This window comes from Pseudomonas sp. GQ91 (genome assembly GCF_059758795.1).
Window position 1 is genome coordinate 88,989 of record NZ_JCAXED010000018.1, and the last position, 22,013, is coordinate 111,001.

The following is a 22,013-nucleotide window of genomic DNA, read 5'->3' on the forward strand; positions in this document are numbered from 1 at the left end:
ACTGCTCTTTTTAACCATGACAGGACTACACATGCAGGCGCTGCTGGAATCGATCCTCGACGAAGTTCGTCCGCTGATCGGACAAGGCAAAGTCGCCGACTACATTCCCGCCCTTGCCGATGTACCGGCCCAGCAATTGGGGATTGCGGTCTACGGCAACGACGGCGAGTACTACTGTGCCGGCGATGCCCATACGCTGTTTTCGGTGCAGAGCATTTCCAAGGTCTTCAGCCTGGTCCAGGCCATCGAGCATTCCGGCGAAGCCATCTGGGAGCGCCTGGGACACGAGCCATCCGGGCAGCCGTTCAATTCGATGGTGCAGCTGGAGTTCGAGCGCGGTCGCCCGCGCAATCCCTTTATCAACGCCGGCGCCCTGGTGATCTGCGACATCAACCAGTCGCGCTTTGCCGTGCCGATCCTGTCCATGCGCGACTTTGTCCGGCGCTTATCGGGCAACCCGCAAGTACTGGTCAACAGCGTGGTGGCCGAATCGGAAGCCCAGCACGGTGCGCGCAACGCGGCCATGGCTTATCTGATGAAATCCTTCGGCAACTTTCACAACGATGTGGACGCGGTGCTGCACAGTTACTTCAACTATTGTGCCCTGCAGATGAGCTGCCTGGACCTGGCCAAGGCCTTCTGTTTCCTGGCCAATGAAGGCGTGTGTACCCACAGCGGCGAACGCATCCTGACGCCGCGACAGACCAAGCAGGTCAACTCGATCATGGCCACCAGCGGGCTGTATGACGAGGCGGGTAATTTTGCTTATCGCGTCGGGTTGCCGGGCAAAAGCGGTGTCGGTGGCGGCATTGTCGCGGTGGTGCCGGGGCAGTTTACGGTCTGCGTATGGTCGCCGGAGTTGAATGCGGCGGGCAATTCGTTGGCGGGGATGAAGGCCCTGGAGTTGTTGAGCGAGCGGATCGGGTGGTCGGTGTTTTAACGGGATGGATCGCTCCCGCGTGCCTGGAAGCGATCCGGCACGCTGTCTTCAGCCACGTTGCGCGCATTCGGCGAGCGCCTTGTCTACCAGCATCTGTACACCTTCCAGCATCCGGCAAATACCCAGCGCTATGTTGCGTTGAGTGCCGTCGACTTCAAAGGCCAGGTGCGCCGCGATCACGTTGATTGATGCCAGGTCCTGTGCGGCGTTGACCAGTAAGGTCTCGCCGTCCAGATCCCCACGCACGGTAAATAAGCCATCGCACGCTGGTGCGGTGGGTTTGTCGGTTTCAGGTTTCAGATAATGGTTGATCGCACGATGAGCCGCTTGGTGAAGCCCGCTGGTGTCGTGGCTTGGGTGAGGCGGGGTTGGGGCTGTCTTTGATCATGGTGAAGCTCCTGGTAGGTGGAGCCGCCACTGTTCGCGGTCAAACGAATAGGGTGGCAGCTGTACGCGGGTTGACCGACCGGAACCAGTGATCCGGCATACCCGAAGGTATCCCGCGCACAACTGCCGCGACACAATACCTCAGGCGTAAAAAAAACGCCTGAAATAGGTCTTGGGCGCTGTAGCGCACTGGTTTACTTGGACGGTCAAATCCGGTCGCTGAATTGGCAGCGACAGCGCGAAGAGTAGTCGGCCACCTTCCGAACGACAACCCGAAAGGGTTGTCGGAAAAATCCCCAAGACCGGATAAGTTTTGCGCATCACCGCGACGGGACTCTTTATTGCCATGGTAAAGAGAGTGACGTTCAGAAATAGCATCAGGATGAGTGAAAACAAGGTCGTTATATGTCGCTTTATCACCCCAAAGGCAGGTTTGGCAAAAACCAAGCGTGTATTTTTTCCTGAAACTCTTCGATATCTATACTGCGTCGCAGGGCGCCAGCGCCCAGTGGCGACCCACCTCGAGAATCTCATCCGCCAACGGCGAGTCATCCGGGCAGGCGCGGGACAGTATCAGCGTGCCGATCATTTGCGCCATGCGCTGGATGTTCACGCAGCGCAAGGCGGCTTCGTCCAGTGCAGTGTCGGCGGGTGCCGGCTGCGCCAGCATCCGTTCGATCGCGTCGGCAAAGGTGGCTTTGAGCTCCGCCGATTGCCGCGCGGCATCGCCGCTCAGGGCCGCGAAGGCGCAGCCGGCGCCGGGTGCGTCGCGGTGTTCGCGGGACAGGTAGTACGCGATAAAGCCGGCGGCGTCGCTCTGCGCGGCCGCCTGGATTGACTGCGCCAGGCCAAAGGCCGCCGCTTCGGCCATCAGGTCGGCCTTGGACGTGAAGTGCTTGTAGAACCCGCCATGGGTAAAGCCGGCCGCTGCCATCAGGTCCGCCACACCCACGCCGTCATAACCCCGTTCACGAAACAAGCGGGCCGCTGTCTCGACGATGTGCGCCCGGTTGGCCTGCGCCTGCGCCTTGGTGACTTTCATTGGGTTTTACCTCTTGCCGCTGAATACGGTCATACGCCGCTCACTATACATGGATGATGCTCATCATCAAAATGCTTGACGGTTTAGATTATGACTGTAATCATAATTTCGCCCTCTGACAGATCGCATGTTGCGGTCTGTCCTACCCCGAGCAAGAGACTTCCTATATGACGACTTCCGCAGCTGTACTCATCACCGGCGCTTCCAGCGGCATTGGCGCCGTCTACGCTGAACGCTTCGCCGCACGTGGTCACGATCTGGTGCTGGTCGCCCGCGACAAGGCGCGCCTGGACGTGCTGGCCGCGCGTCTACGCCAGGCACACGGCGTGAGCATCGATATCATCCAGGCTGACCTGACCCTGGCGGATGACTTGAGCGGTGTGGAAGCGCGGCTGCGCGAAGACACAAAAATCGGCATCCTCATCAACAACGCCGGCATGGCTCAGACCGGGAATTTCCTCGCGCAGACTCCCGCCAGCCTGGAACAGTTGGTCACCCTCAACACCACCGCGCTGGTGCGTCTGGCCAGCGCCATCGCACCCCGCTTGGCGAAGGCGGGTGAGGGCGCGATCGTCAATATCGGCTCGGTCGTGGGCCTGGCGCCGGAACTCGGAATGACGGTCTACGGAGCGACCAAGGCTTTTGTGCAGTTCCTGTCTCAAGGCATGAGCCTGGAGCTGTCGCCTCAAGGCGTGTATGTGCAAGCGGTGCTGCCGGCGGCCACGCGCACGGAAATCTGGGAACGCTCGGGCGTCGACATCAATACGCTGCCTGAGGTGATGGAGGTGGGTGATCTGGTAGACGCTGCGCTGGTGGGCTTTGATCGCCGCGAGCAGGTGACCATTCCACCGCTGCACGATGGGCAGCGTTGGGACGCGCTGCAGAGCGCACGTCAGGGTTTGCTGGGGCAGTTGCGTCAAGGGCAAGTCGCGGAGCGTTATCGTAGCCCGGCGTGAGCTGGCGCAGCCCATGAACGTTCAACAACAAGCTGCGCCCGATCAGGGCGCAGCTTGCTTTCAGCACACTATCAGGCGATAGCGTCCCACGGACGGTCGCCGTGCTCGTCTTTGATCCGAGTCGGCAGGCCCATCACATCCAGCGCCTTGAGGAACGGCTCGGCCGGCAGTTCTTCAACGTTGGCCATGCGTTGCACATCCCATTCGCCACGGGCGACCAGCAGCGCGGCGGCGACCGGCGGTACGCCGGCAGTGTAGGAAATGCCCTGGCTGTCGGTCTCGGCGTAGGCGTCTTCGTGGTCGGCCACGTTATAGATGAACAGCTCGCGTGGCTGGCCGTCCTTGGTGCCCTTGACCAGGTCGCCGATGCAGGTCTTGCCGGTGTAGCCCGGTGCCAGCGAAGACGGATCAGGCAGCACGGCCTTGACCAGTTTCAGCGGCACGACTTCCAGGCCTTCGGCGGTGGTGACCGGTTTCTCGGAAAGCAGGCCGAGGTTTTTCAGTACGGTGAACACATTGATGTAGTGCTCGCCGAAGCTCATCCAGAAACGCACGTTGGGCACGTCGAGGTTTTTCGACAGCGAGTGCACTTCATCGTGGCCGGTCAGGTACAGGTTCTGCGAACCGACTACCGGCAGGTCGTCGGTGCGTTTGACTTCGAACATGGTGTTGCTGGTCCACTGGCTGTTCTGCCAGCTCCACACCTGTCCGGTGAATTCGCGGAAGTTGATTTCCGGGTCGAAATTGGTGGCGAAATATTTGCCATGGGAGCCCGCGTTGACGTCGAGAATATCGATCGAATCAATGCGGTCGAAATGCTGTTGTTGCGCCAGCGCCGCATAGGCGTTGACGACACCTGGATCAAAACCCACGCCGAGGATCGCAGTGATGTTCTTCTGCTTGCACTCCTCCAGGTGGTTCCATTCGTAGTTGCCGTACCACGGCGGGGTCTCGCAGACCTTGCCCGGCTCTTCGTGGATGGCGGTGTCCAGGTAAGCCACGCCGGTATCGATGCAGGCACGCAGCACCGACATGTTGAGGAAGGCGGAGCCGACGTTGATGACGATCTGCGATTCGGTCTCGCGGATCAGTGCCTTGGTCGCTTCCACGTCCAGGGCGTTCAGCGTGAAGGCTTTGATATCCGCGGGTTGCTTGAGGCTACCCTTGGCCTTGACGCTGTCGATGATGGCCTGGCATTTGGAGATGTTGCGCGACGCGATGGCAATACGACCGAGTTCGTCGTTGTGCTGCGCGCACTTGTGGGCCACCACCTTGGCGACACCTCCTGCACCAATGATAAGAACGTTCTTTTTCAATTGCTTTATCTCTCCTTTATCCGCCAGCCTACGAAAGGCTGGACAGGTAGTCTTCGAAGCCAAACTCACGAACCACTTCGACTGTACCGTCGAGTTGTTTCACTACGATGGACGGCATTTTCAGGCCGTTGAACCAGTTTTTCTTGACCATGGTGTAGCCTGCCGTGTCGATGAACGACAGTCGATCGCCGATGGCCAGCGGACGATCAAATTGGTATTCACCGAAAATGTCCCCGGCCAGGCAGGATTTGCCGCACACCATGTAAGTGTGTTCACCGTCGCTCGGTGCCAGTTTGGCGTTGAGGCGATAGATCAGCAGGTCCAGCAGGTGGGCTTCGATGGAGCTGTCTACCACGGCGAGATGCTTGCCGTTGTAGAGGGTGTCGAGCACGGTGACTTCCAGGGAGGCGCTGTTGGTGATCGCCGCTTCACCCGGTTCCAGGTAGACCTGCACGCCGTACTTCTGCGAAAACGCCTTGAGCCGCGCGCAGAAGGCGTCGATGGCATAGCCTTCACCGGTGAAGTGAATGCCGCCGCCCAGGCTGACCCACTCGACCTTGTGCAACAGATGGCCAAAACGCTCCTCGATAGTGCCGAGCATCTTGTCGAACAGGTCGAAGTCAGCGTTCTCGCAGTTGTTGTGGAACATGAAGCCGGAAATCTGTTCGATAACCTGCTCGACCTTCACCGGGTCCCATTCGCCGAGGCGGCTGAACGGACGCGCCGGGTCGGCCAGCAGGTAATCGGAGCTGCTCACCTGCGGGTTGACACGCAGGCCGCGGACCTTGCCTTCGGAGGCTTGGGCAAAGCGCTGCAACTGACCGATGGAGTTGAAGATGATCTTGTCGCAGTTGGCGAGCATCTCTTCGATTTCGTCGTCGGCCCAGGCGACGCTGTAGGCGTGAGTCTCGCCTGCGAACTTCTGGCGACCGAGCTTGAGCTCATACAACGAAGACGAGGTGGTACCGTCCATGTATTGCTGCATCAGGTCAAACACCGACCAGGTGCCAAAGCACTTGAGTGCCAGCAGGGCCTTGGCCCCGGACTGCTCGCGCACGTAGGCAATCTTCTGCATGTTGACCAGCAGCTTCTGCTTATCAATGAGGTAATACGGTGTCTTGATCATTTTTCAGAGCCTGTGGCGGAGCCTGCCAAAAAAGGACACGCATTGTGCCCGCACTTGATTCAGATCGAAAGGTTAGTCAGCGGTTTTTGCGCGTTCGGTAGATGAGGGTAGTGGCTCAATGTGACGGTCAAGGCGACAGCGTGGCAGACCGAGGCTTGGTGTGTCACGCCATCATGAGTAAAGCTCGTGATCACCTAGAATAAAATGAGTTTGTTTCACTATTGGTGACTGCCGACAATGAGCCCAGATCAACACATTGGAGTTTCTTGTCATGGCTGTCGCTCATTCCCTTGGATTTCCGCGCATTGGACGCGATCGTGAACTGAAAAAAGCGCAGGAAGCGTTCTGGAAGGGCGAACTCGACGAAGCCGGCCTGCGTGCCGTGGGCCGTGAATTGCGCAAGACCCATTGGGCCTTGCAACAACAGGCGGGTATCGAGCTGCTGCCTGTGGGGGACTTTGCCTGGTACGACCAAGTGTTGACGCACTCGCTGATGTTCGGTGTGATTCCACAGCGCTTTCGCCCGGCTGACGGGCATGCCACGTTGCACACCCTGTTCGCCATGGCGCGGGGTGTCAGCGACAGTTGCTGCGGCGGTGCCCACGCCCAGGAAATGACCAAGTGGTTCGATACCAACTATCACTACCTGGTGCCCGAGTTCAGCGCCGACCAGCAGTTCCACCTAGGCTGGGATCAGCTCTTCGAGGAAGTCCAGGAAGCCCGCGAACTGGGGCACACTGTCAAGCCGGTGGTGCTCGGGCCGTTGACGTATCTGTGGTTGGGCAAGGTCAAGGGCGCGGACTTCGACAAGCTCGAGTTGCTGGACCGTTTGCTGCCGTTGTACGGGCAGATTTTTCAGCGCCTGGCTGAGCTGGGCGTGGAGTGGGTGCAGATTGACGAGCCGATTCTGGTGCTCGACTTGCCGCAGGACTGGAAAAATGCGTTTGAGCGCGCCTACAACCAGATCCAGCGCGACCCCCTGAAGAAACTGCTAGCGACCTATTTTGGTGGCCTGGAAGAGAACCTCGGCCTGGCGGCCAATCTGCCGGTTGATGGTTTGCACATTGACCTGGTGCGCGCTCCCGAGCAGTACCCGACGATTCTCGATCGCTTGCCGGCCTATAAGGTGCTGTCCCTGGGCGTGGTCAACGGCCGGAACGTCTGGCGCTGTGACCTGGAAAAAGCCTTGCAGACCTTGCAGCATGCGCATGAACGCCTGGGTGACCGGCTGTGGGTCGCACCTTCCTGTTCGTTGCTGCACAGCCCGATGGACCTGGACCGCGAGGACACGCTCGACAGCGAACTGAAAAGCTGGCTGGCGTTCGCCGTGCAGAAGTGTGAAGAGGTCGCCGTCCTGGCCCAGGCAGTGACGCAGCCGCAGGCGCCGAAGGTGCTCGCGAAATTCGCCGCAAGCCGTGCCGTCCAGGCTGCCCGCGCCGTGTCGCCGCGTATTCACAAACCCGCCGTGCAAGCGCGGGTCGCGGCGCTTACTGCCCAGGACAGCCAGCGTCAGTCGCCGTTCGCCCAGCGTATCGAGCGACAGCGCACACGCCTGAACCTGCCGCTGTTCCCGACCACCACCATCGGTTCGTTTCCGCAAACCGCGTCGATCCGCTTGGCGCGCCAGTCCTGCAAGGCCGGCAGGTTGAGCCAGGCGGAATACGTGGAGGCGATGCAGAGTGAGATTCGCCACGCGGTTGAAGTGCAGGAAAATCTTGGCCTGGACGTACTGGTTCACGGTGAAGCCGAGCGTAACGATATGGTCGAGTATTTCGCCGAGCAGTTGGACGGCTACGCCTTTACCCGTTTCGGTTGGGTCCAGAGCTACGGATCGCGGTGTGTAAAACCGGCGGTAATTTATGGCGATCTCAGCCGCCCGAAAGCCATGACTGTGGAATGGATCCGCTACGCCCAAGGCCTGACCGACAAGGTGATGAAGGGCATGCTCACCGGCCCGGTCACCATGCTGATGTGGTCCTTTGCACGCGACGACGTGAGCCGCGAGGTGCAAGCCCGGCAATTGGCCTTGGCGATCCGTGACGAAGTACTGGATCTGGAAGCGTCTGGCATCAAGATCGTGCAGATCGACGAAGCGGCGTTCCGCGAGGGTTTGCCGTTGCGCCAGGCGCAATGGCAGGCCTATCTGGATTGGGCCACCGAAGTGTTCCGCCTGTGCGCCGGCGGCGTGCAGGATCACACCCAGATCCACACTCATATGTGCTACAGCGAGTTCAACGATGTCATCGAGTCCATTGCGGCGATGGATGCCGATGTGATTACCATCGAAACCTCGCGTTCGGACATGCAGTTGCTGGATGCATTTGAAGCCTTCGCTTATCCGAACGATATAGGGCCGGGTGTCTACGACATCCACTCGCCACGGGTGCCGCCAGCGTCGGAAATGGCCAACCTGCTGCGCAAGGCCGCCAAGCGTATCCCAGCCGAACGGTTGTGGGTCAACCCTGACTGCGGCCTGAAAACCCGTGGCTGGCCCGAGACTGAAGCGGCGTTGATCCACATGGTCACGGCTGCGCGTCAACTGCGTAGCGAGCTGGGCTGATAACAGTGCAGAAAGGACGCGGGTTTTGTGGCTGGCTTGAGAACCACCCCTCTCCCGGAGGGAGAGGGGACTGACCGAGGGATATTGGCGGTTTACAGCGACCTGGAAGATCGGCTTTGAATCCACAATCAAAACGGTCTTTCAGGTCGCCCATTTTCTCAGCACACTTCGCTCAGTCCCCTCGCTCCCTGGCATAGGTACCTATACAACTTTCAGAAACTGACGATTTCCCTGTGACGAGCGGGCTTGTCCCGCGCTGGACTGCGAAGCAGTCCCAGTAAGCCGAATGCGGTGTATCAGATACTCCGTAGCGGCTGGTTTTGGGGCTGCTTCGCAGCCCAGCGCGGGACAAGCCCGCTCGCCACAACAGTCCTATCCAGGGGGAGAGGGTCAGGGTGAGGGGGGCTTCCTGGATCAGAGGTATTTAAGCCACGCAATATCCCGTCGACGGGCTTTAAGCCCGGCGAACCAGCGCACCGGCAGGTACAGCGCCAACGGCAACAACAGCGCCACCAGCCACACCGCGCCGACGCTGTCGAAGCCGAAGTGAGTGCCCTGATTCAGGCCCAACAGCGCCACCGCGAGTACATACAGCACCTTCAGCACATACAGGTGCAGTAAATAGAAGAACATCGGCGCGGCGCCAAACACTGCCAGTGTGCTGATCCAGCGCGACTGCCCGAGGCGTTCGAGGGCCAGCAACAGTAACAGCCCCACACCCAGCGTCAGCGCCAGGAACAGCAGCGAAGGCGGGTACTTGGTGACGTTGAAAAAACTCATCAAGGTCTGCACGCCGCTGTCGTAGGCCTGCCAAGGCGCTTCGCCGTAGCCGTTCATGACCCGCAGCAGGAAGAAACCCAGCAGCGCGCTCGCACCCGCCAGCAGCAAGTAGCGCTGGCGCAGCGACGCCGGCATGGCCCCGGCAAACCACGGGCCGATGCCGTAACCCAGCGCAATCACACCGATCCACGGCAGTAGCGGATATGAGGTGCGCAAGCGCAGGCTGTCAGTGACATCGATCCAGCCGCGGTCGTGCAGAATCGCCCACGGAATATGCATCGCCGAACCGGCGGCGAAGTGCAGGCCATCGAGCAGGTTATGGCCGGCAATGATCGTCAGCGCCAGGCCGATCAGCAGCGGACGGGGCAGCCAGACCAGCACGGCGAGGGCGATCATGCTCACGCCGATCGCCCAGATCACTTGCATATAGATAACGCTGGGCGGCAACTGAAAGGTCCAGGCAAAGTTCACCAAGGTGAACTCCAGCACCACCAGGAACACTCCACGCTTGAACAGGAACGCTGAAACATCGGCTCTTCCCTGGTATTTCTCGCCATACAGGTACGCCGACAGACCGGTCAGCAACACGAATACCGGTGCGCACAAATGGGCGAGGGTGCGGCTGACAAACAGCGCAGGTTCGGTGGTGTCGATGTTCATCGGGTCACCGACCTGGCGGTGCAACAGAAAGGTCTCGCGCACGTGGTCCAGCAACATGAACAGGATCACCAGGCCTCTCAGGGCATCGATGGACAACAGGCGTTGGCGCAAGCGGCCAGCGGGAACAGCATCACTCATGGAAGGAAATCGCCGGGTTGAGGTGGGTAAGGGTGGTTATCTTATAACATCCTGTCGAGCAATGCTGCCGGGTAGTGCTTTAGACCCGCGTGCCCCCTCTACAGGTGGGTTGCAGCCGCGGCATGCGTATGCGTTGTAGCGGTTTTTCGAGGCGCATTACGCTGCTCAAGTTCGCAGATGCTAGGGTAGGGAGCATCGATTTCAGTAACAGTGGAGATTCCCATGCAGGGCTCAATCGGCATCATCGGCGGCACCGGCTGGCTCGGCTGCTCCATCGCGACTGCGCTGGTGGACAGTGGTTTTGTACGCGCCGGCTCACTGACACTCTCCCGTCGTTCGGGTCGGCCTGGTGAACCCGGGGGCGTGCCGGGCGATGTCAATATCACCACTGACAACCAACGGTTGGTGGATCAGAGCGATGTGGTGATTCTCTCGGTTCGCCCCGAGGATGTGCGTGAGGTGCGTATCAAGATGGGCGACGGTTTGCTGATTTCCCTGGTGGCTGGCGTTTCGCTTGAGGACATTCAGGCCCTGACGGGCGCTCGCCGGCTAGTGCGCGCCATGCCTAATGCGGCCCTGGAGATCCGGCGCTCCTACACGCCATGGCTGGCCAGTCCGACTGTCGATGAAGCGGCCAAAGCGATGGTGCAACAGCTGTTCGAAACCTGCGGCGAGGCGGATGAAGTCGCCAGCGAACAGCACCTCGACTACCTCACCGGCTTGTCCGGCACCGGGCCGTCCTATCCGGCGCTAATGGCCCAGGCGCTGTACAGCGACGCGGTTGCGCAAGGGTTGCCCGAAACTGTGGCACGGCGTGCGGTCAATGGCGTGCTGCAGGCCAGTCAAATGATCGATGACCAGCGTGGGTTCGCCGAGTGGCTGGAGACCTTGAAGGGTTATCGGGGCGTCAGCGCTGCGGGGATTGCCGGGATGCAGGAGGGTGGACTGGAAAGGGCGGTCATGGCCGGCTTGAGTCGTGCCATGGCGGTGGCGCAATCCGACCTGTCTGAGGCGCGTGAAACACCGGCGACTGGCGAGACACCGCAGTCGGTCGTGGCCTTCTGGAAAGCCGCCGGGCCATCACGCTGGTTCAAGAAGAATGAGGCGTTCGACACAAGGTTTCGCGAGACTTTCCAGGACACTCACTTTCAGGCCGCCCGGGGCGAACTGGAACACTGGCTGGAGGAGCCGGAAGGCGCGCTGGCGTTGCTGATCCTGCTTGATCAGTACCCACGCAATGCATTTCGCGGCACCGCCCATATGTTCGCCACCGATCCGCTGGCCCGGGCCTATGCGAGCCGCATGGTGGACGCAGGCCTGGATCAGTTGATTGACCCGGCACTGCGCGCGTTTTGCTATTTGCCGTTTGAACATTCAGAACACCTCGAGGATCAGCAACGATCGCTGGCGCTGAACAGACAGCTGGATGCCAATACCTATAAATGGGCCAGGGAACACGCCGATATCATTGAGCGCTTCGGCCGGTTTCCCCATCGCAACAGCGTACTGGCACGGCTGACAACCAAGGAAGAGCAGGCGTTCTTGAACGGCGGAGGCTTTTCCGGCTAGGCGGCCTGGGGTATTCCCGCCGGGAATGCCCCCATAAAAAACCGCCATTGTATTTACTGCGCGGCATCTCGTAGCGTGGTTGCTCACCCAAGGAGATCGTGCCGTGAGCAACCATCCGCTGCGCTTGTATGTCGATACCCAGTTCACCAGCCCCTACGCGATGTCTGTGTTTGTGACGCTGCGGGAAAAAGGCCTGCCGTTCGAAGTCCGCATGCTGGACCTGAACGCGCTGGAGAATCAGTCGAAAAACTACGCCGGGCTTTCTCTGACCCAGCGGGTGCCAACGTTGGAGCACGGCGACTTTGCCTTGTCCGAATCCTCGGCAATCACCGAGTACCTGGATGAGGTGTTCCCGCAGGTGCCGGTGTATCCGCAAGCCGCCCAACAACGTGCGCGGGCGCGACAGGTCCAGGCGTGGTTGCGCAGCGATCTGCTGCCGATTCGCCAGGAACGCTCCACTTTGGTGGTGTTTTACGGGGTTCAGTACGCGCCGTTGTCGCCTGCCGCTCAGTTGGCGGCCGACAAGCTGTTGGACGCCGCGCAGTTGCTGTTGGCTGGAGGGCACGACTACCTGTGCGGCCAGTGGTCAATCGCCGACGTGGACCTGGCGGTGATGCTCAACCGGCTGATCCTCAACGGCGATCCGGTGCCCACGCCCTTGGTGGAATATGCACAACGCGTGTGGCAGCGGCCATCGGTTCAGGCGTGGCTCAACCAGCCACGGCCTGACTTGTAATCCCTACAGCTGTGCGACCCGGCGATCCAGGTCCTCCCAATCCGCCATGCCCAGCACCCGGGTCGTATTCAAGCCGCGCAAGTAGCCGCGCAATTGCTGCGCGGTAGCCGCTATCCGCTCTGCATCGGCCGTGGGGTTTTGCAAGACTGTTTCATACTCGACCAGATAGTCGGCCACCCGATCGCGGAACTCCGGTAACACGGCTTCGCGGATGCGATCGAAGGTTTTCTGGTGGGGCTTCATGGATTGATCCTTATAAGTCTTGTGGGTCTCAGGCGGCGTGACACGAGCGCCTCAATAAATAGTCACTTTCAAGGCGTGCAAGTTCGTTTTCTCCTCCAAAGACCTCGTCGACGAAGCCGATCCTGTGGGAAAACCTCAGCTCGGCAGGGCTTCGCGACTGAATGCGTCTACCGCCTTCACCAACCCGTTGGCCGCCAACGCCACCAGCTCTGCGCCTTTTTGGGGTGTCGCCAGCGCCGGGTCAGAGCCCATGCGACCGTCCGGATGGCGGGCGCGGAAGTCCCGGGCCTCGCGGATCGGGCCGGAGGGCGCGATCTGTGGCGAGTAATCCGCGGTCTTGATCGAATCGGGATAGGCCCACTGGGTGATAGCGATTTCTGAAGGCGTGGCGTGGGTGCCATGCCCTGTCGGAAACTGCGCGCGCGCCAGTTCGCCGACGCCTTCCAGGTCCCACCAGTTGCACAGTTTCAACGCGAATCCGGCCGGCCGCCGGGCAAAGCTGGCCTCGGCGTAGAGCTCGGAAAATGCCGCTTCAATGGTCGCGATATTGCCGCCATGACCGTTGAGAAAGAGGATTTTCTCGAAGCCGTGGGCCGCCAGCGAACGTGTCCAGTCGCCAATGGCGGCGATAAAGGTGGAAGGGCGCAGGGAGATAGTGCCGGGAAAACCTAAATGATGCTGGGCCATGCCGATATTGAAGGTCGGGCCAATCAGGATGTCGGCATTTTTTTGCGCCTGGTGGGCAATGATCTCCGGGCACATCCAATCGGTTCCCAACAGGCCGGTGGGGCCGTGTTGTTCGTTGGAACCGATGGGAATCACCACGGTGCGGCTGCGTTCGAGAAATTGTCCAATCTCGATCCAGGTGGATTGGTGCAAAAGCATGGGAAGTTCTCTCTCTGATCAGGCTTGGCTCGCCCGATACTACCTCAACCGGCGCTGGCGATCTGACTTGGCTTGCAGTTGAGGTAGGCCGAGGACTTCAGCCAGCGCTGGTCGGGGTACCAGGAAAACATGAATTGGCCATCCTTGAGCTTGTCCACCACCTGGCGCGCCACTTGCGGCCGTACGGCGGGGCAACCCTGGCTGCGGCCGATGCGGCCCTGGCGCTTGCTCCACAACGGGTTCACGTAGTCGGCAGCGTGAATCACGATGGCGCGATCCCGGGCAAGATCATTGAACCCCGGCTCCAGGCCGTCCATGCGCAGCGAGTAGCCATGGGCGCCGTTGTAGCTTTCCTGAGTGCGGAACAAGCCCAGGCTGGATTGGTAACTGCCTTCACGGTTGGAGAACTGGGTGGCGAAGTTTTCCCCGGAGTTCTGACCGTGGGCCACCAGGTCGCGCAATACCAGCTTCTTCTGGCGCAAATCGAAAATCCACAGCCGACGGGCGGTCGAAGGTTGCGAATAATCGATCACAGCCAGGCGTTCGGAACGTTCCTGTCCATTATTGACGGCACATTGCATCGCACTCAGGGCGCGTTTCAGCACGCTGGGATTGAGTTCTGGAGCCGAGCGCGCCAGGCTGTTATACAAGGTGTGAGGTTGGGCATTTTCTGCGAAGGCACCCGGGCAGAACGCAGCCAGGACAGCGGCGATCAGACCGGGTCGGCAGTAAAGAGTCAGCATTTTATCAAGCATCTCCGCCGTGAATTGGAGCTAAGCCGTTGTTCAAAAAACACGCATGTTACTTGAGCCTTTGCTTGCTCGTAGCACCATTGGTCGCCACAGCCGACGAGGGCCTGATTGAGCCGCCAAACCCAGTACAGCTGGCTCTTGCGCAATTGTCGAGTGTTTGCCCGGGTTTAGCGGCGCGGTTGGACGTGCCAGCCGAGTTGCGGTTACAGGCTTTTTATCAGCAGCAGGGCAATCTGGGCGTGTGGTCGCAAGGCCAGCGTCGCCCGGCATTGGAGGAACAGTTGCAGCTGTTGGCCGACGACGGCCTGGCCCCGGCGCATTATCGCCTGCCTGACGCGGTCACCACCGACAATGTGCTCTGTACCGACTTCGCGACCAGCCAGACGTATCTTCAAGCCCTGCACGATCTGCATTACGGCCGCTTGCAGCAAGCGCAGTTCGAGCCGCTCTGGCATTCCCGGCCTCCGGAGCAGGACCCTGTCGCCCAGGTGCTGGCACTGGCGAGCGCCGGGCTGGTGGACATGGCGGCGGGGTTTGATCAGGCGCGGCCGAGTGCCGCGCTGTATCGCAGCTTGCGCGATGCGTATGCCGCCCAGCGCCGGCAACCCTTGCCTGAATGGGGCGTGGTCGCCAGTGGGCCGTTGTTGCGCCCGGGCCGGGCAGATCCTCGGGTACCGGAGTTGGCCCGGCGGCTGTTCAACGGTGGCTACTTGACGAGCCTGCCCCAAGGCGCTGCCGATAAATATGAGGATGAGCTGGTGGAGGCGGTAAAGGCCTTCCAGGCAAGCCACTCCTTGCAAGCCGATGGTGTGATTGGCCCGGACACTGTGACGCAGCTCAATGTCAGCCCGACGATGCGTCGCGAACAACTGCGGGTCAACCTGGAGCGCTTTCGTTGGCTGTCCCGGGACTTGGAGCCCAACGGCCTGTTGGTCAACGTCGCTGCCGCCCAGTTGAGCGTTTATCAGGGGGGCGTCGCAGTCTGGCAGACGCGTCTGCAAGTCGGGCGTGCCGATCGGCAAACGCCATTGCTCAAGTCGCGAATCACCCGGTTGACCCTGAATCCCACCTGGACGATTCCGCCGACCATCATGCGCGAGGACAAGCTCCCGGCCATTCGCCTGAACCCGGAGTACTTGCGCCAACACAATCTGAACGTGCTCGACAGTGAAGGGCGCCCATTGTCCCCTGAGCAAGTCGACTGGTCGCACCCCGGCAATATTCTGCTGCGCCAGGACGCCGGTCCGCGTAATCCGCTGGGCAGGATCGTCTTGCGTTTTCCCAATCCGTTCTCGGTGTACTTGCACGATACCCCGAGCCAACCCTTGTTCAGCAGGGGACCCAGGGCATTCAGTTCAGGTTGCGTGCGGGTAGAGCAGCCGATGGTGCTGCGCGACCTGCTGGTGAGTCCCGCGGAGAAGGCTCGAACCGAGCAATTGTTGGCCACCGGCGTCACTCACGAATTCAGGTTGGCCAACCCGGTGCCGGTATTGCTGGGGTATTGGACGGTGCAAGTGGATAGCCAGGGCGCCTTGTTGTACGCGCCGGACATTTACGGACGAGATCCGGCGTTGCTAAAGGCGTTGGGGGCGGTGTTGTAGAGTGTCCCGGACCGCTGTGTAAACGCAGCGCAGAGGCCCGGCGCATCCGGATGCGACAAGGTTGGCATTTTCAAGAAATAGCCATCAGACAATTCCTAAAGACTCAAGAAACTGCCTGGACGTGCCGACAGGGTTAATACATACCCAGGAGCGTCAACCATGAGCAGTCCACGTCTAGCAGCCGGCATCAGTCTGTGTTTCGCCATCGTCAGCGGTAGTTGCCTGGCCGCCACGGGTGTTATCCAGTTTCACGGCAGTATCGTCGAGCCGGCATGCCAGACCACCAGCGGGGCGGGGGCGACTGTGGCGTTCAGTGAGTGTCCGGGTTTCGCACGTACTGCCACCATCAGCGCCAACAGCGTCGAACCCACGCGCGAGGTCAGCGCGCCGGATGGTTCCCCGGTGAACTTGAAGCTGTTGCTCGACACGGCTGGCCAGGACCGTTACTTCGAGCGCCATTACCTGTTGAGCGATGCTGCTGGCAAGCCGCTGCAGTCCGGGGCTTACCTGGTGACGTTGACCTACCCTTGAGCGCGGGCCGCAAGGCCCACCTCAAACGAGCACTGAGGTCAAACAGACCGACGTCCACCAAGTGCGCAAATGCTCGAAATAACGCGGCATGTGCGCTTTCTGGCGGGCGTGGTGCAATACGATGTGGGGCCCAGTGTAGAGAGGCTCACGTGCTACAGCGCGGATAGGGTAAAGTCGGCGGATTCAGGATGAAACTCAGGTAACAAACATGCGGACGTTGTTGCGGCAATCCAGTTTGAGCCTGTGGGTCATGGTTCTTGCCAGCCTGTTTGCTGCCCTGGCCCAGGCTCAAACGCTGCCCCCGGAGCGGGTGCCTGTCCCGTTGGACCAGCGGGTGATCGACCTGACGAACACGCTCGACACGGCCACCAAGGCCCGCTTGACCCTCCAGCTTGCCGAGTTGGAGCAGCGCAAGGGCGCGCAGATTGCGCTGATGCTGCTGCCGACCATCGGCGATGCCTCGCTTGAAGACTTCACCAATCAATTGTTTCGTGCCTGGAAACTGGGGCGCAAAGGTATCGACGACGGCATCCTGTTGCTGGTGGTCAAGGACGACCGGCATGTGCGGATCGAAGTCGGCTACGGCCTGGAGGGCGTGGTCACCGATCTGCTGACCCACCGCATCATTGAAGAACACATGACGCCGGCCTTCCGCCAGGGCGACTACGCCAGCGGTGTGCAGTTGGCGGTGGATGACCTGATCCTGCTCGTAGAGGGTGGTGATTTACCGGCAGTGAGCGAAACCACGGAGACGATCCAGATCTACGTGGTCTTGCTGGCACTGCTCGCCGGCTCGGTTGGCGGCGTGCTGCTGGCCTCGGGCAAGCTGCATTGGCGCCGCGCGCTGATCGCCATTGGGGGCTTGACGGTGCTGCTGACGGTACTCGCTGCCGTCACCGGACGGAGCTGGCCGATATATTTGGTGGCCATGCCATTTTTCATGCTGATTGGCAGCGCGATTTTCGGTGCGTTGTGGCAGGCGAAAGGTGCTTTTTACTTCGTATTGGCGGTGATCGGCTATAGCGTCGGGCTGGGCCTGGTCGATCGTTATCTGTTCGAGGTGTCCTTTATCAACTGGCTGGCGTTGCCGCTGGCGGGGTTGGCGGTGCTCGGCCTGTACCTGATTCTGTTCGCGATAATGAAAGCCGCCTGGACAAAGAGTCGCATGGGGTTTTTCTTTCAGTTGGCGGCGGTGCTGGGGGTGTACGGGGCGGCGGGTCATTTACTGGAGATGGGGATGGAGGGTTGGCTGTTTGCCGTGCCGATCAGCTCCTTCGCTGCGCTGTTTATCTTTGGCCAGGGCGCGGGGGGTGCAAGCTCCAGCTCCGGTGGCAGTTCCAGCTCAAGCTCCAGTTCCAGCTCCGGTGGCGGATTCTCCGGCGGTGGCGGTTCCAGTGGCGGCGGCGGTGCGTCGGGGAGTTGGTAGGGGTATGCTGAACGGGTTTTTGAACGCATGAGTCTGTGGTCATGATCCAATGCAAACGCGCTTACACCCCGCCGGGGCCGGATGACGGCAAACGCATTCTGGTCGACCGCCTGTGGCCGCGCAATTGCCGCAAGGATGCGTTGCTGCTGGACGAGTGGCTGCCTGACGTCGCCCCGACCACCGCACTGCGCAAGGCCTTCAAGTCCGGCACCTTGAGCTTCGCGCAATTTGCCTTGGCGTATCGCCAGGAACTGGGCGCACGGCCCGCGGCCTGGTGGAAGCTGCTGGATATTGCCCAGACCGGTACGCTCACGCTGGTCTACTCGGCTCACGACACCCAGGCGAACAATGCGCGGGTGCTTGCCGAGTGGCTGGAAGAAGAGCTGGACCGCCGGGGCGATGCGAGTTCACCGGTCTGCTACTGGTCTGACGTTCCCCAACAGTAGCGGCGGCAAGCTAGATATCCATCAACATCTCATGCCACGCCATTCCGCCATGATCCGACGCCGACGGCCGTGCGTACAGGTAGCCCATGCGTTTATACAGCTCTATGTGCTGCTCTTTGCACATCAGGTAAATGGTCTTCTTGTGCATCTCGCGCATGCGCTGCACAAACGTCTCCATCAACCGCGTCGAATAGCCCTTGCCCTGATACGCCGGGTCGACCACCACTGACATGATCACCACATTCGGCGCATCCGCGGAATGCCCCACCAACTCCTTGAAGGCTTCATCCGACATCACCACTTCATCGGCGCAGCCAGCGTTGATAAAGCCCACCACTTCGCCATCCGCCTCCAGAATCAGGAAACCTTGCGGGTACAACGCGATACGCGTGGCGATCTTCTCCAGGGTCGCGGCTTCATCGCCCTCATAGGCGGATATTTCGATCTCATGGCAGCGGGCGGCGTCTTGCGGGTTGGCGTTGCGGAAGGTGAGGGCGGGCATAGAACGTCCAGGGCAGGGTGGTTGTACGAAGGTCCGCATGATAGCGGTGCCAGCCCATGAGCGAAAACCCACGGGCGACGCCGATTGGCTAGATCGGACGCTTTTCCATGCGGATATCCCCTTGCGGTAAACGCTGCACCAACAGCCAGCCAAGCTTTTGATAGAAACCGCTGGCACGGCTTGCTTCTGCAGTCTCCAGCCATATCTTTGGATGATACTGGAACAGAAAACCCTCGGCTTTTTCCATCAAGCTGCGCCCCAGTCCATACCCTTCGTATTCAGGCCGGACAAATGCTGCAAATACGCACCCGTCCTCGCGGTTCGCCATGGAAAAGCCTGCCGCGATGCCATCGACCTCTGCGATCCACACACAGGGCGCTTCCAGCATTGCCTGTTGTATGGCGTCGGCAGTAATCCCCATTTCAGTCAACTGCGCGCGGGACAAGTGGTTTTCTTTCACGCTGGTGCGAATATCAAATACTGCGGCGATATCAGTCTGGTTGGCGATTCTTACGGTTTTTTTCATGAGGTCCTTCCATGCATGTCTCTGTGTATACCCACACATCCAGCGTCTCGTAGGGGAACGCAGTGGGCCTAGACTTCACCCGAATACTTCACCGCCGCGGCGGCCCGTGAAGGTACGTTCAAGCTGCGTAACAGCGACGACACGTGGATCCTGACGGTGAACGGCGAGATATCCAGCGCCTTGGCGATTTCCTTGTTGGTCTTGCCCTGGGCGATCAGCCGCAGCACTTCCCGCTGGCGGGCCGTCAGGCCGTTGGTGTCCAGCGGCAACAGCCCGGACGGCTCGAACTTGACCAGCACTTCGCCCTGGCGGATGGCGAGCAAGGCTTGGCCGATGTCGTCGGGGGCGATGTTCTTGCCGATGAAGCCGTCGACGCCGATTTGCATGACCTGCTCGATCAGTCCCGGATCGTCGACCATCGACACGATAATCAGCGTGGTGCGACGCAGTTGCTGGCGCAGCTCGGCCAACTGGTGCATGCCGGTCAGGCCCGGGAAGCGCAGGTCGAGGATCAGGGTGTCGATTTCGGGACCGGTCTTGAGCAGCTCGAGTACCGTTTCCAGGTCGCCGGCCTGTTCCACCGTCGCCTCGGGCAACAGGCGTTGCACGGTGCGCAGCATGCCTTCGCGAAACATCGGATGGTCGTCGGCTATGATGATCCGGCATGTCATGGTGTGCGCCTCCCTGGGCAAGGTGATCCTGTTGCGTGCTACTTTAACATCCCGTTCGCCGGCTGCTTGCAGGGTGTGATGGATATGACGATTACCGCACAAGGATGTTACCCATGAAGTTCGAGAAAGACGCCGAACTCGACCAGGCCAACCTGCGTATTCTGGTGGCCGCCTGCGCCATTGTGTACATCGGGGTACTCGGCTTTTTGCCGGGGCAGTCGCCGGAGCGCTACCTGCCGATCATCTTCTATATCGCCGTGTTCCTGCTGGCTTCGGTTGTACTGCGCCAAGCCATCGTTCGCTGGCCCGGCCATTATCCGGCGCGGCGGATTTTCGGGATGATCCATGACTATACCGGCACTTCGTTCGGCCTGGTCGTGGGCGGCGAAGCGGCATTGCCGCTGTATGCGGTGATGGTCTGGGTCAATCTGGGCAACGGCATGCGCTACGGCTCGCGCTACCTGGCGATTGCCACGGCGCTGGCGTTGCTGGCATTGCTCATTGTTTATCGGCTGACCCCCCTGTGGCAGGCGCAACCGTTCATGGTGCTGATGTTGATGATCACCAGCACGGTGATTCCGGTCTACGCCCATTTGCTGCTGGAGCGAACGCGCAAGGCATCGGAAGAAGCCATCGCCGCGAACCTGGAAAAATCGCGGTTTCTGGCCCAGGCCAGCCATGATTTGCGCCAGCCGATCCACTCCATTGGCCTGTTCACCGCTTGTTTGCGCGAGGCGCGGCTGGGGGATGAGGAGCGGCGGCTGGTGGACAATATCGACCGCTCGCTGCTCAACGTGTCGCAGTTGTTTCGTTCCATTCTCGACCTTTACACCCTGGATAATGGTCGGCTGTTGCCCAAGTACCAGGTGGTGCATCTGGGGCAACTGCTGGCCGAACTGGTGCGCCAGAATGCCGAGGCCGCACGCTGGGCCGGCGTGGAACTGCGGCTGCGAACATGTCCCCACTGGGTTCAGGTGGACCCGGCACTGCTGTCGACGATGGTGCAGAACGTGCTCTCCAATTGCTTCAAATACGGCGCGCAACGTCCGGTGCTGATCGGCGTGCGCAAGCGTGGCGAGGGTGTGGTGCTGGAGATTCATGATCAGGGCCGGGGGATTGCAGAGGAGCATCTGTCCAAGGTTTTCGAAGAGTTTTATCGGGTGCGTCAATTGCGCGACAAGGATGTCGAAGGCGTCGGCTTGGGCCTGTCCATCGTCAAGCGCCTGGGACAGTTGATGGGCATACAGGCGGTGTTGCGCTCACGGCTTGGCCGGGGCACGTCGGTCAGTCTGCAGGGCTTGACGCTGGCGATGGCACCCCGGCAAACGGTCCAGCTCGACGAGACGCGCCAGGCCGGACTGCTGACCGGGTTGAAAGTGTGCCTGGTGGAAGATGACCATAACGTGCTGCTGGCGACCCAGGCGTTGCTCGAACGGTGGGGGTGCGAGGTGCAAGCCGAGTCGAGTGGGCGCGACCTGGTCAGCGATTGCGACATCATCGTTGCCGACTATGACCTGGGCAACCACGCCACCGGTATCGAGTGTATTGATCACCTGCGCCAGATGCGCGGCGAGGCGGTACCGGCGCTGATTCTCACCGGGCACGACGTGGAAAAGATCCAGGCGGCGTTGCACGACCGTCAGATTGCGATCCTCTCCAAACCGGTGCGCCCGACTGAGTTGCGGGCCGCCCTGCGTGACCTCAGTCAGCGCCCGGCCACTGCACGAATGCCTATTGCATGAACGGCGCCAACTGGCCGCCCTTGGCACCCTTGGCCTGGCAAAGGGCGCTGGGTTTCATCAGGCCAAAACTCCCCACTGCCATTATTCCGCCGCTGGCGCCGCTTGGCACCTGGCAGTTGTAGTCGCCGGAGGCGGTACTGGCGACGTAATAGGTCTGCATAGAGTCGCTGCGCACATTGGAGATGCGCTTGACCGGCTCGCCCAGGTTGGTTTCCGAGAGCGTCTTGAGGTGGTCCTCGCTGGGCTTGATGTTGCTGCAACCGGCGACGCCGATCACTAAGGCACCGAGCAAGGCGAGACGAGTAAAAGGGGCGTGCAGTTTCATGGTGCTTCTTCCTTGGGGTTGTTATGGTTTTTCGACGCGCAACGATCCCCTTCACAGCGGGTTCGCCGTGTGTGGGGAAAGCATTGGGATTGCCGGGAAATATAGCGCCGGCCTGAGCAAGGGTCGATTAGCACAAATGGGCTAATGGCACCT

At 60.5% G+C, this 22,013-nt stretch carries 21 protein-coding genes and 2 pseudogenes; 11 read left to right on the plus strand and 12 right to left on the minus strand.

What is annotated here, in order from left to right:
• Positions 1 to 31 precede the first annotated feature (31 nt).
• Entirely contained in the window at positions 32 to 940 is a 909-nt protein-coding gene (glsB, locus tag AC6CIA_RS23365) for a glutaminase B (RefSeq protein ID WP_339532709.1), read from the plus strand.
• A gap of 48 nt (positions 941 to 988) precedes the next feature.
• Here glsB and AC6CIA_RS23370 read toward each other — a convergent pair.
• Together AC6CIA_RS23370 and AC6CIA_RS23375 are read right to left on the minus strand one after the other, a co-directional pair.
• A pseudogene (locus AC6CIA_RS23370) lies at positions 989 to 1,328 on the minus strand (DUF6124 family protein).
• A gap of 477 nt (positions 1,329 to 1,805) precedes the next feature.
• Positions 1,806 to 2,369: a TetR/AcrR family transcriptional regulator gene (locus tag AC6CIA_RS23375; protein WP_498315511.1), complete on the minus strand. Its 564-nt coding sequence runs from the start codon at positions 2,367 to 2,369 to the stop codon at positions 1,806 to 1,808.
• 167 nt (positions 2,370 to 2,536) lie between these two features.
• Here AC6CIA_RS23375 and AC6CIA_RS23380 point away from each other — a divergent pair, with 167 nt between their 5' ends.
• A complete protein-coding gene (locus AC6CIA_RS23380) occupies positions 2,537 to 3,325 on the plus strand; it encodes an SDR family NAD(P)-dependent oxidoreductase (RefSeq protein ID WP_498315512.1) in 789 nt (262 codons plus the stop codon).
• Between the two features lie 71 nt (positions 3,326 to 3,396).
• On the opposite strand, the gene AC6CIA_RS23385 is transcribed toward AC6CIA_RS23380, so the two are convergent.
• Both AC6CIA_RS23385 and AC6CIA_RS23390 read right to left on the minus strand, forming a co-directional pair.
• On the minus strand, positions 3,397 to 4,641 hold the full coding sequence (locus AC6CIA_RS23385; protein WP_498315513.1) for a saccharopine dehydrogenase family protein: 1,245 nt from the start codon (positions 4,639 to 4,641) through the stop codon (positions 3,397 to 3,399).
• Positions 4,642 to 4,669: 28 nt separating this feature from the next.
• Complete coding sequence (locus AC6CIA_RS23390) at positions 4,670 to 5,767, minus strand: carboxynorspermidine decarboxylase (protein WP_498315514.1); 1,098 nt, start codon at positions 5,765 to 5,767, stop codon at positions 4,670 to 4,672.
• Positions 5,768 to 6,038: 271 nt separating this feature from the next.
• On the opposite strand from AC6CIA_RS23390, the gene metE reads away from it, so the two are divergent.
• Positions 6,039 to 8,327, plus strand: coding sequence for a 5-methyltetrahydropteroyltriglutamate--homocysteine S-methyltransferase (gene metE, locus AC6CIA_RS23395; RefSeq protein WP_498315515.1), 2,289 nt, complete (start codon positions 6,039 to 6,041; stop codon positions 8,325 to 8,327).
• Positions 8,328 to 8,741: 414 nt separating this feature from the next.
• Here metE and AC6CIA_RS23400 read toward each other — a convergent pair whose 3' ends face one another.
• Entirely contained in the window at positions 8,742 to 9,905 is a 1,164-nt protein-coding gene (locus AC6CIA_RS23400; protein ID WP_498315516.1) for an acetyltransferase domain-containing protein, read from the minus strand.
• 222 nt (positions 9,906 to 10,127) lie between these two features.
• Here AC6CIA_RS23400 and AC6CIA_RS23405 point away from each other — a divergent pair.
• The 3 genes and pseudogenes from AC6CIA_RS23405 to yfcF form a co-directional block, all read left to right on the plus strand.
• Positions 10,128 to 10,889, plus strand: a pseudogene (locus AC6CIA_RS23405) (pyrroline-5-carboxylate reductase family protein); the annotation flags it as partial.
• Entirely contained in the window at positions 10,887 to 11,474 is a 588-nt protein-coding gene (locus tag AC6CIA_RS23410) for a DUF924 family protein (protein WP_498315550.1), read from the plus strand. The pseudogene AC6CIA_RS23405 and the gene AC6CIA_RS23410, both read left to right, overlap by 3 nt.
• Positions 11,475 to 11,577: 103 nt before the next feature.
• Positions 11,578 to 12,210 (plus strand): glutathione transferase, encoded by a 633-nt coding sequence (yfcF, locus tag AC6CIA_RS23415; protein WP_498315517.1) that lies wholly within the window; start codon positions 11,578 to 11,580, stop codon positions 12,208 to 12,210.
• Positions 12,211 to 12,213: 3 nt separating this feature from the next.
• On the opposite strand, the gene AC6CIA_RS23420 is transcribed toward yfcF, so the two are convergent.
• The 3 genes from AC6CIA_RS23420 to AC6CIA_RS23430 all read right to left on the minus strand — a co-directional run bounded on the left by AC6CIA_RS23420 (position 12,214) and on the right by AC6CIA_RS23430 (position 14,081).
• A complete protein-coding gene (locus AC6CIA_RS23420) occupies positions 12,214 to 12,453 on the minus strand; it encodes a hypothetical protein (RefSeq protein WP_339532700.1) in 240 nt (79 codons plus the stop codon).
• A 135-nt stretch (positions 12,454 to 12,588) separates the two neighbouring features.
• Positions 12,589 to 13,338 (minus strand): creatininase family protein, encoded by a 750-nt coding sequence (locus AC6CIA_RS23425; protein ID WP_498315518.1) that lies wholly within the window; start codon positions 13,336 to 13,338, stop codon positions 12,589 to 12,591.
• Between the two features lie 44 nt (positions 13,339 to 13,382).
• Entirely contained in the window at positions 13,383 to 14,081 is a 699-nt protein-coding gene (locus AC6CIA_RS23430) for a murein L,D-transpeptidase catalytic domain family protein (RefSeq protein ID WP_498315519.1), read from the minus strand.
• A 38-nt stretch (positions 14,082 to 14,119) separates the two neighbouring features.
• Between AC6CIA_RS23430 and AC6CIA_RS23435 the strand changes: the two genes are divergently transcribed.
• From AC6CIA_RS23435 to AC6CIA_RS23450, 4 genes are all read left to right on the plus strand, one after another.
• Positions 14,120 to 15,691 (plus strand): L,D-transpeptidase family protein, encoded by a 1,572-nt coding sequence (locus tag AC6CIA_RS23435; protein ID WP_498315520.1) that lies wholly within the window; start codon positions 14,120 to 14,122, stop codon positions 15,689 to 15,691.
• A gap of 159 nt (positions 15,692 to 15,850) precedes the next feature.
• The gene (locus tag AC6CIA_RS23440) at positions 15,851 to 16,222 is read left to right on the plus strand and encodes a type 1 fimbrial protein (protein WP_498315521.1); all 372 of its coding nucleotides are present in this window, start codon (positions 15,851 to 15,853) and stop codon (positions 16,220 to 16,222) included.
• Positions 16,223 to 16,430: 208 nt separating this feature from the next.
• The gene (locus tag AC6CIA_RS23445; protein WP_498315522.1) at positions 16,431 to 17,648 is read left to right on the plus strand and encodes a TPM domain-containing protein; all 1,218 of its coding nucleotides are present in this window, start codon (positions 16,431 to 16,433) and stop codon (positions 17,646 to 17,648) included.
• 41 nt (positions 17,649 to 17,689) lie between these two features.
• Complete coding sequence (locus tag AC6CIA_RS23450; protein ID WP_498315523.1) at positions 17,690 to 18,094, plus strand: DUF488 domain-containing protein; 405 nt, start codon at positions 17,690 to 17,692, stop codon at positions 18,092 to 18,094.
• 10 nt (positions 18,095 to 18,104) lie between these two features.
• On the opposite strand, the gene AC6CIA_RS23455 is transcribed toward AC6CIA_RS23450, so the two are convergent.
• The 3 genes from AC6CIA_RS23455 to AC6CIA_RS23465 all read right to left on the minus strand — a co-directional run bounded on the left by AC6CIA_RS23455 (position 18,105) and on the right by AC6CIA_RS23465 (position 19,793).
• A complete protein-coding gene (locus tag AC6CIA_RS23455; RefSeq protein WP_339532693.1) occupies positions 18,105 to 18,596 on the minus strand; it encodes a GNAT family N-acetyltransferase in 492 nt (163 codons plus the stop codon).
• Positions 18,597 to 18,684: 88 nt separating this feature from the next.
• Entirely contained in the window at positions 18,685 to 19,122 is a 438-nt protein-coding gene (locus tag AC6CIA_RS23460; RefSeq protein WP_498315524.1) for a GNAT family N-acetyltransferase, read from the minus strand.
• Between the two features lie 68 nt (positions 19,123 to 19,190).
• Positions 19,191 to 19,793 (minus strand): LuxR C-terminal-related transcriptional regulator, encoded by a 603-nt coding sequence (locus tag AC6CIA_RS23465; protein ID WP_498315525.1) that lies wholly within the window; start codon positions 19,791 to 19,793, stop codon positions 19,191 to 19,193.
• Between the two features lie 113 nt (positions 19,794 to 19,906).
• On the opposite strand from AC6CIA_RS23465, the gene AC6CIA_RS23470 reads away from it, so the two are divergent.
• The gene (locus AC6CIA_RS23470; protein WP_498315526.1) at positions 19,907 to 21,535 is read left to right on the plus strand and encodes an ATP-binding response regulator; all 1,629 of its coding nucleotides are present in this window, start codon (positions 19,907 to 19,909) and stop codon (positions 21,533 to 21,535) included.
• Here AC6CIA_RS23470 and AC6CIA_RS23475 read toward each other — a convergent pair.
• Complete coding sequence (locus AC6CIA_RS23475) at positions 21,525 to 21,860, minus strand: hypothetical protein (RefSeq protein ID WP_498315527.1); 336 nt, start codon at positions 21,858 to 21,860, stop codon at positions 21,525 to 21,527. The genes AC6CIA_RS23470 and AC6CIA_RS23475 overlap by 11 nt on opposite strands.
• Between the last annotated feature and the right edge of the window lie 153 nt (positions 21,861 to 22,013).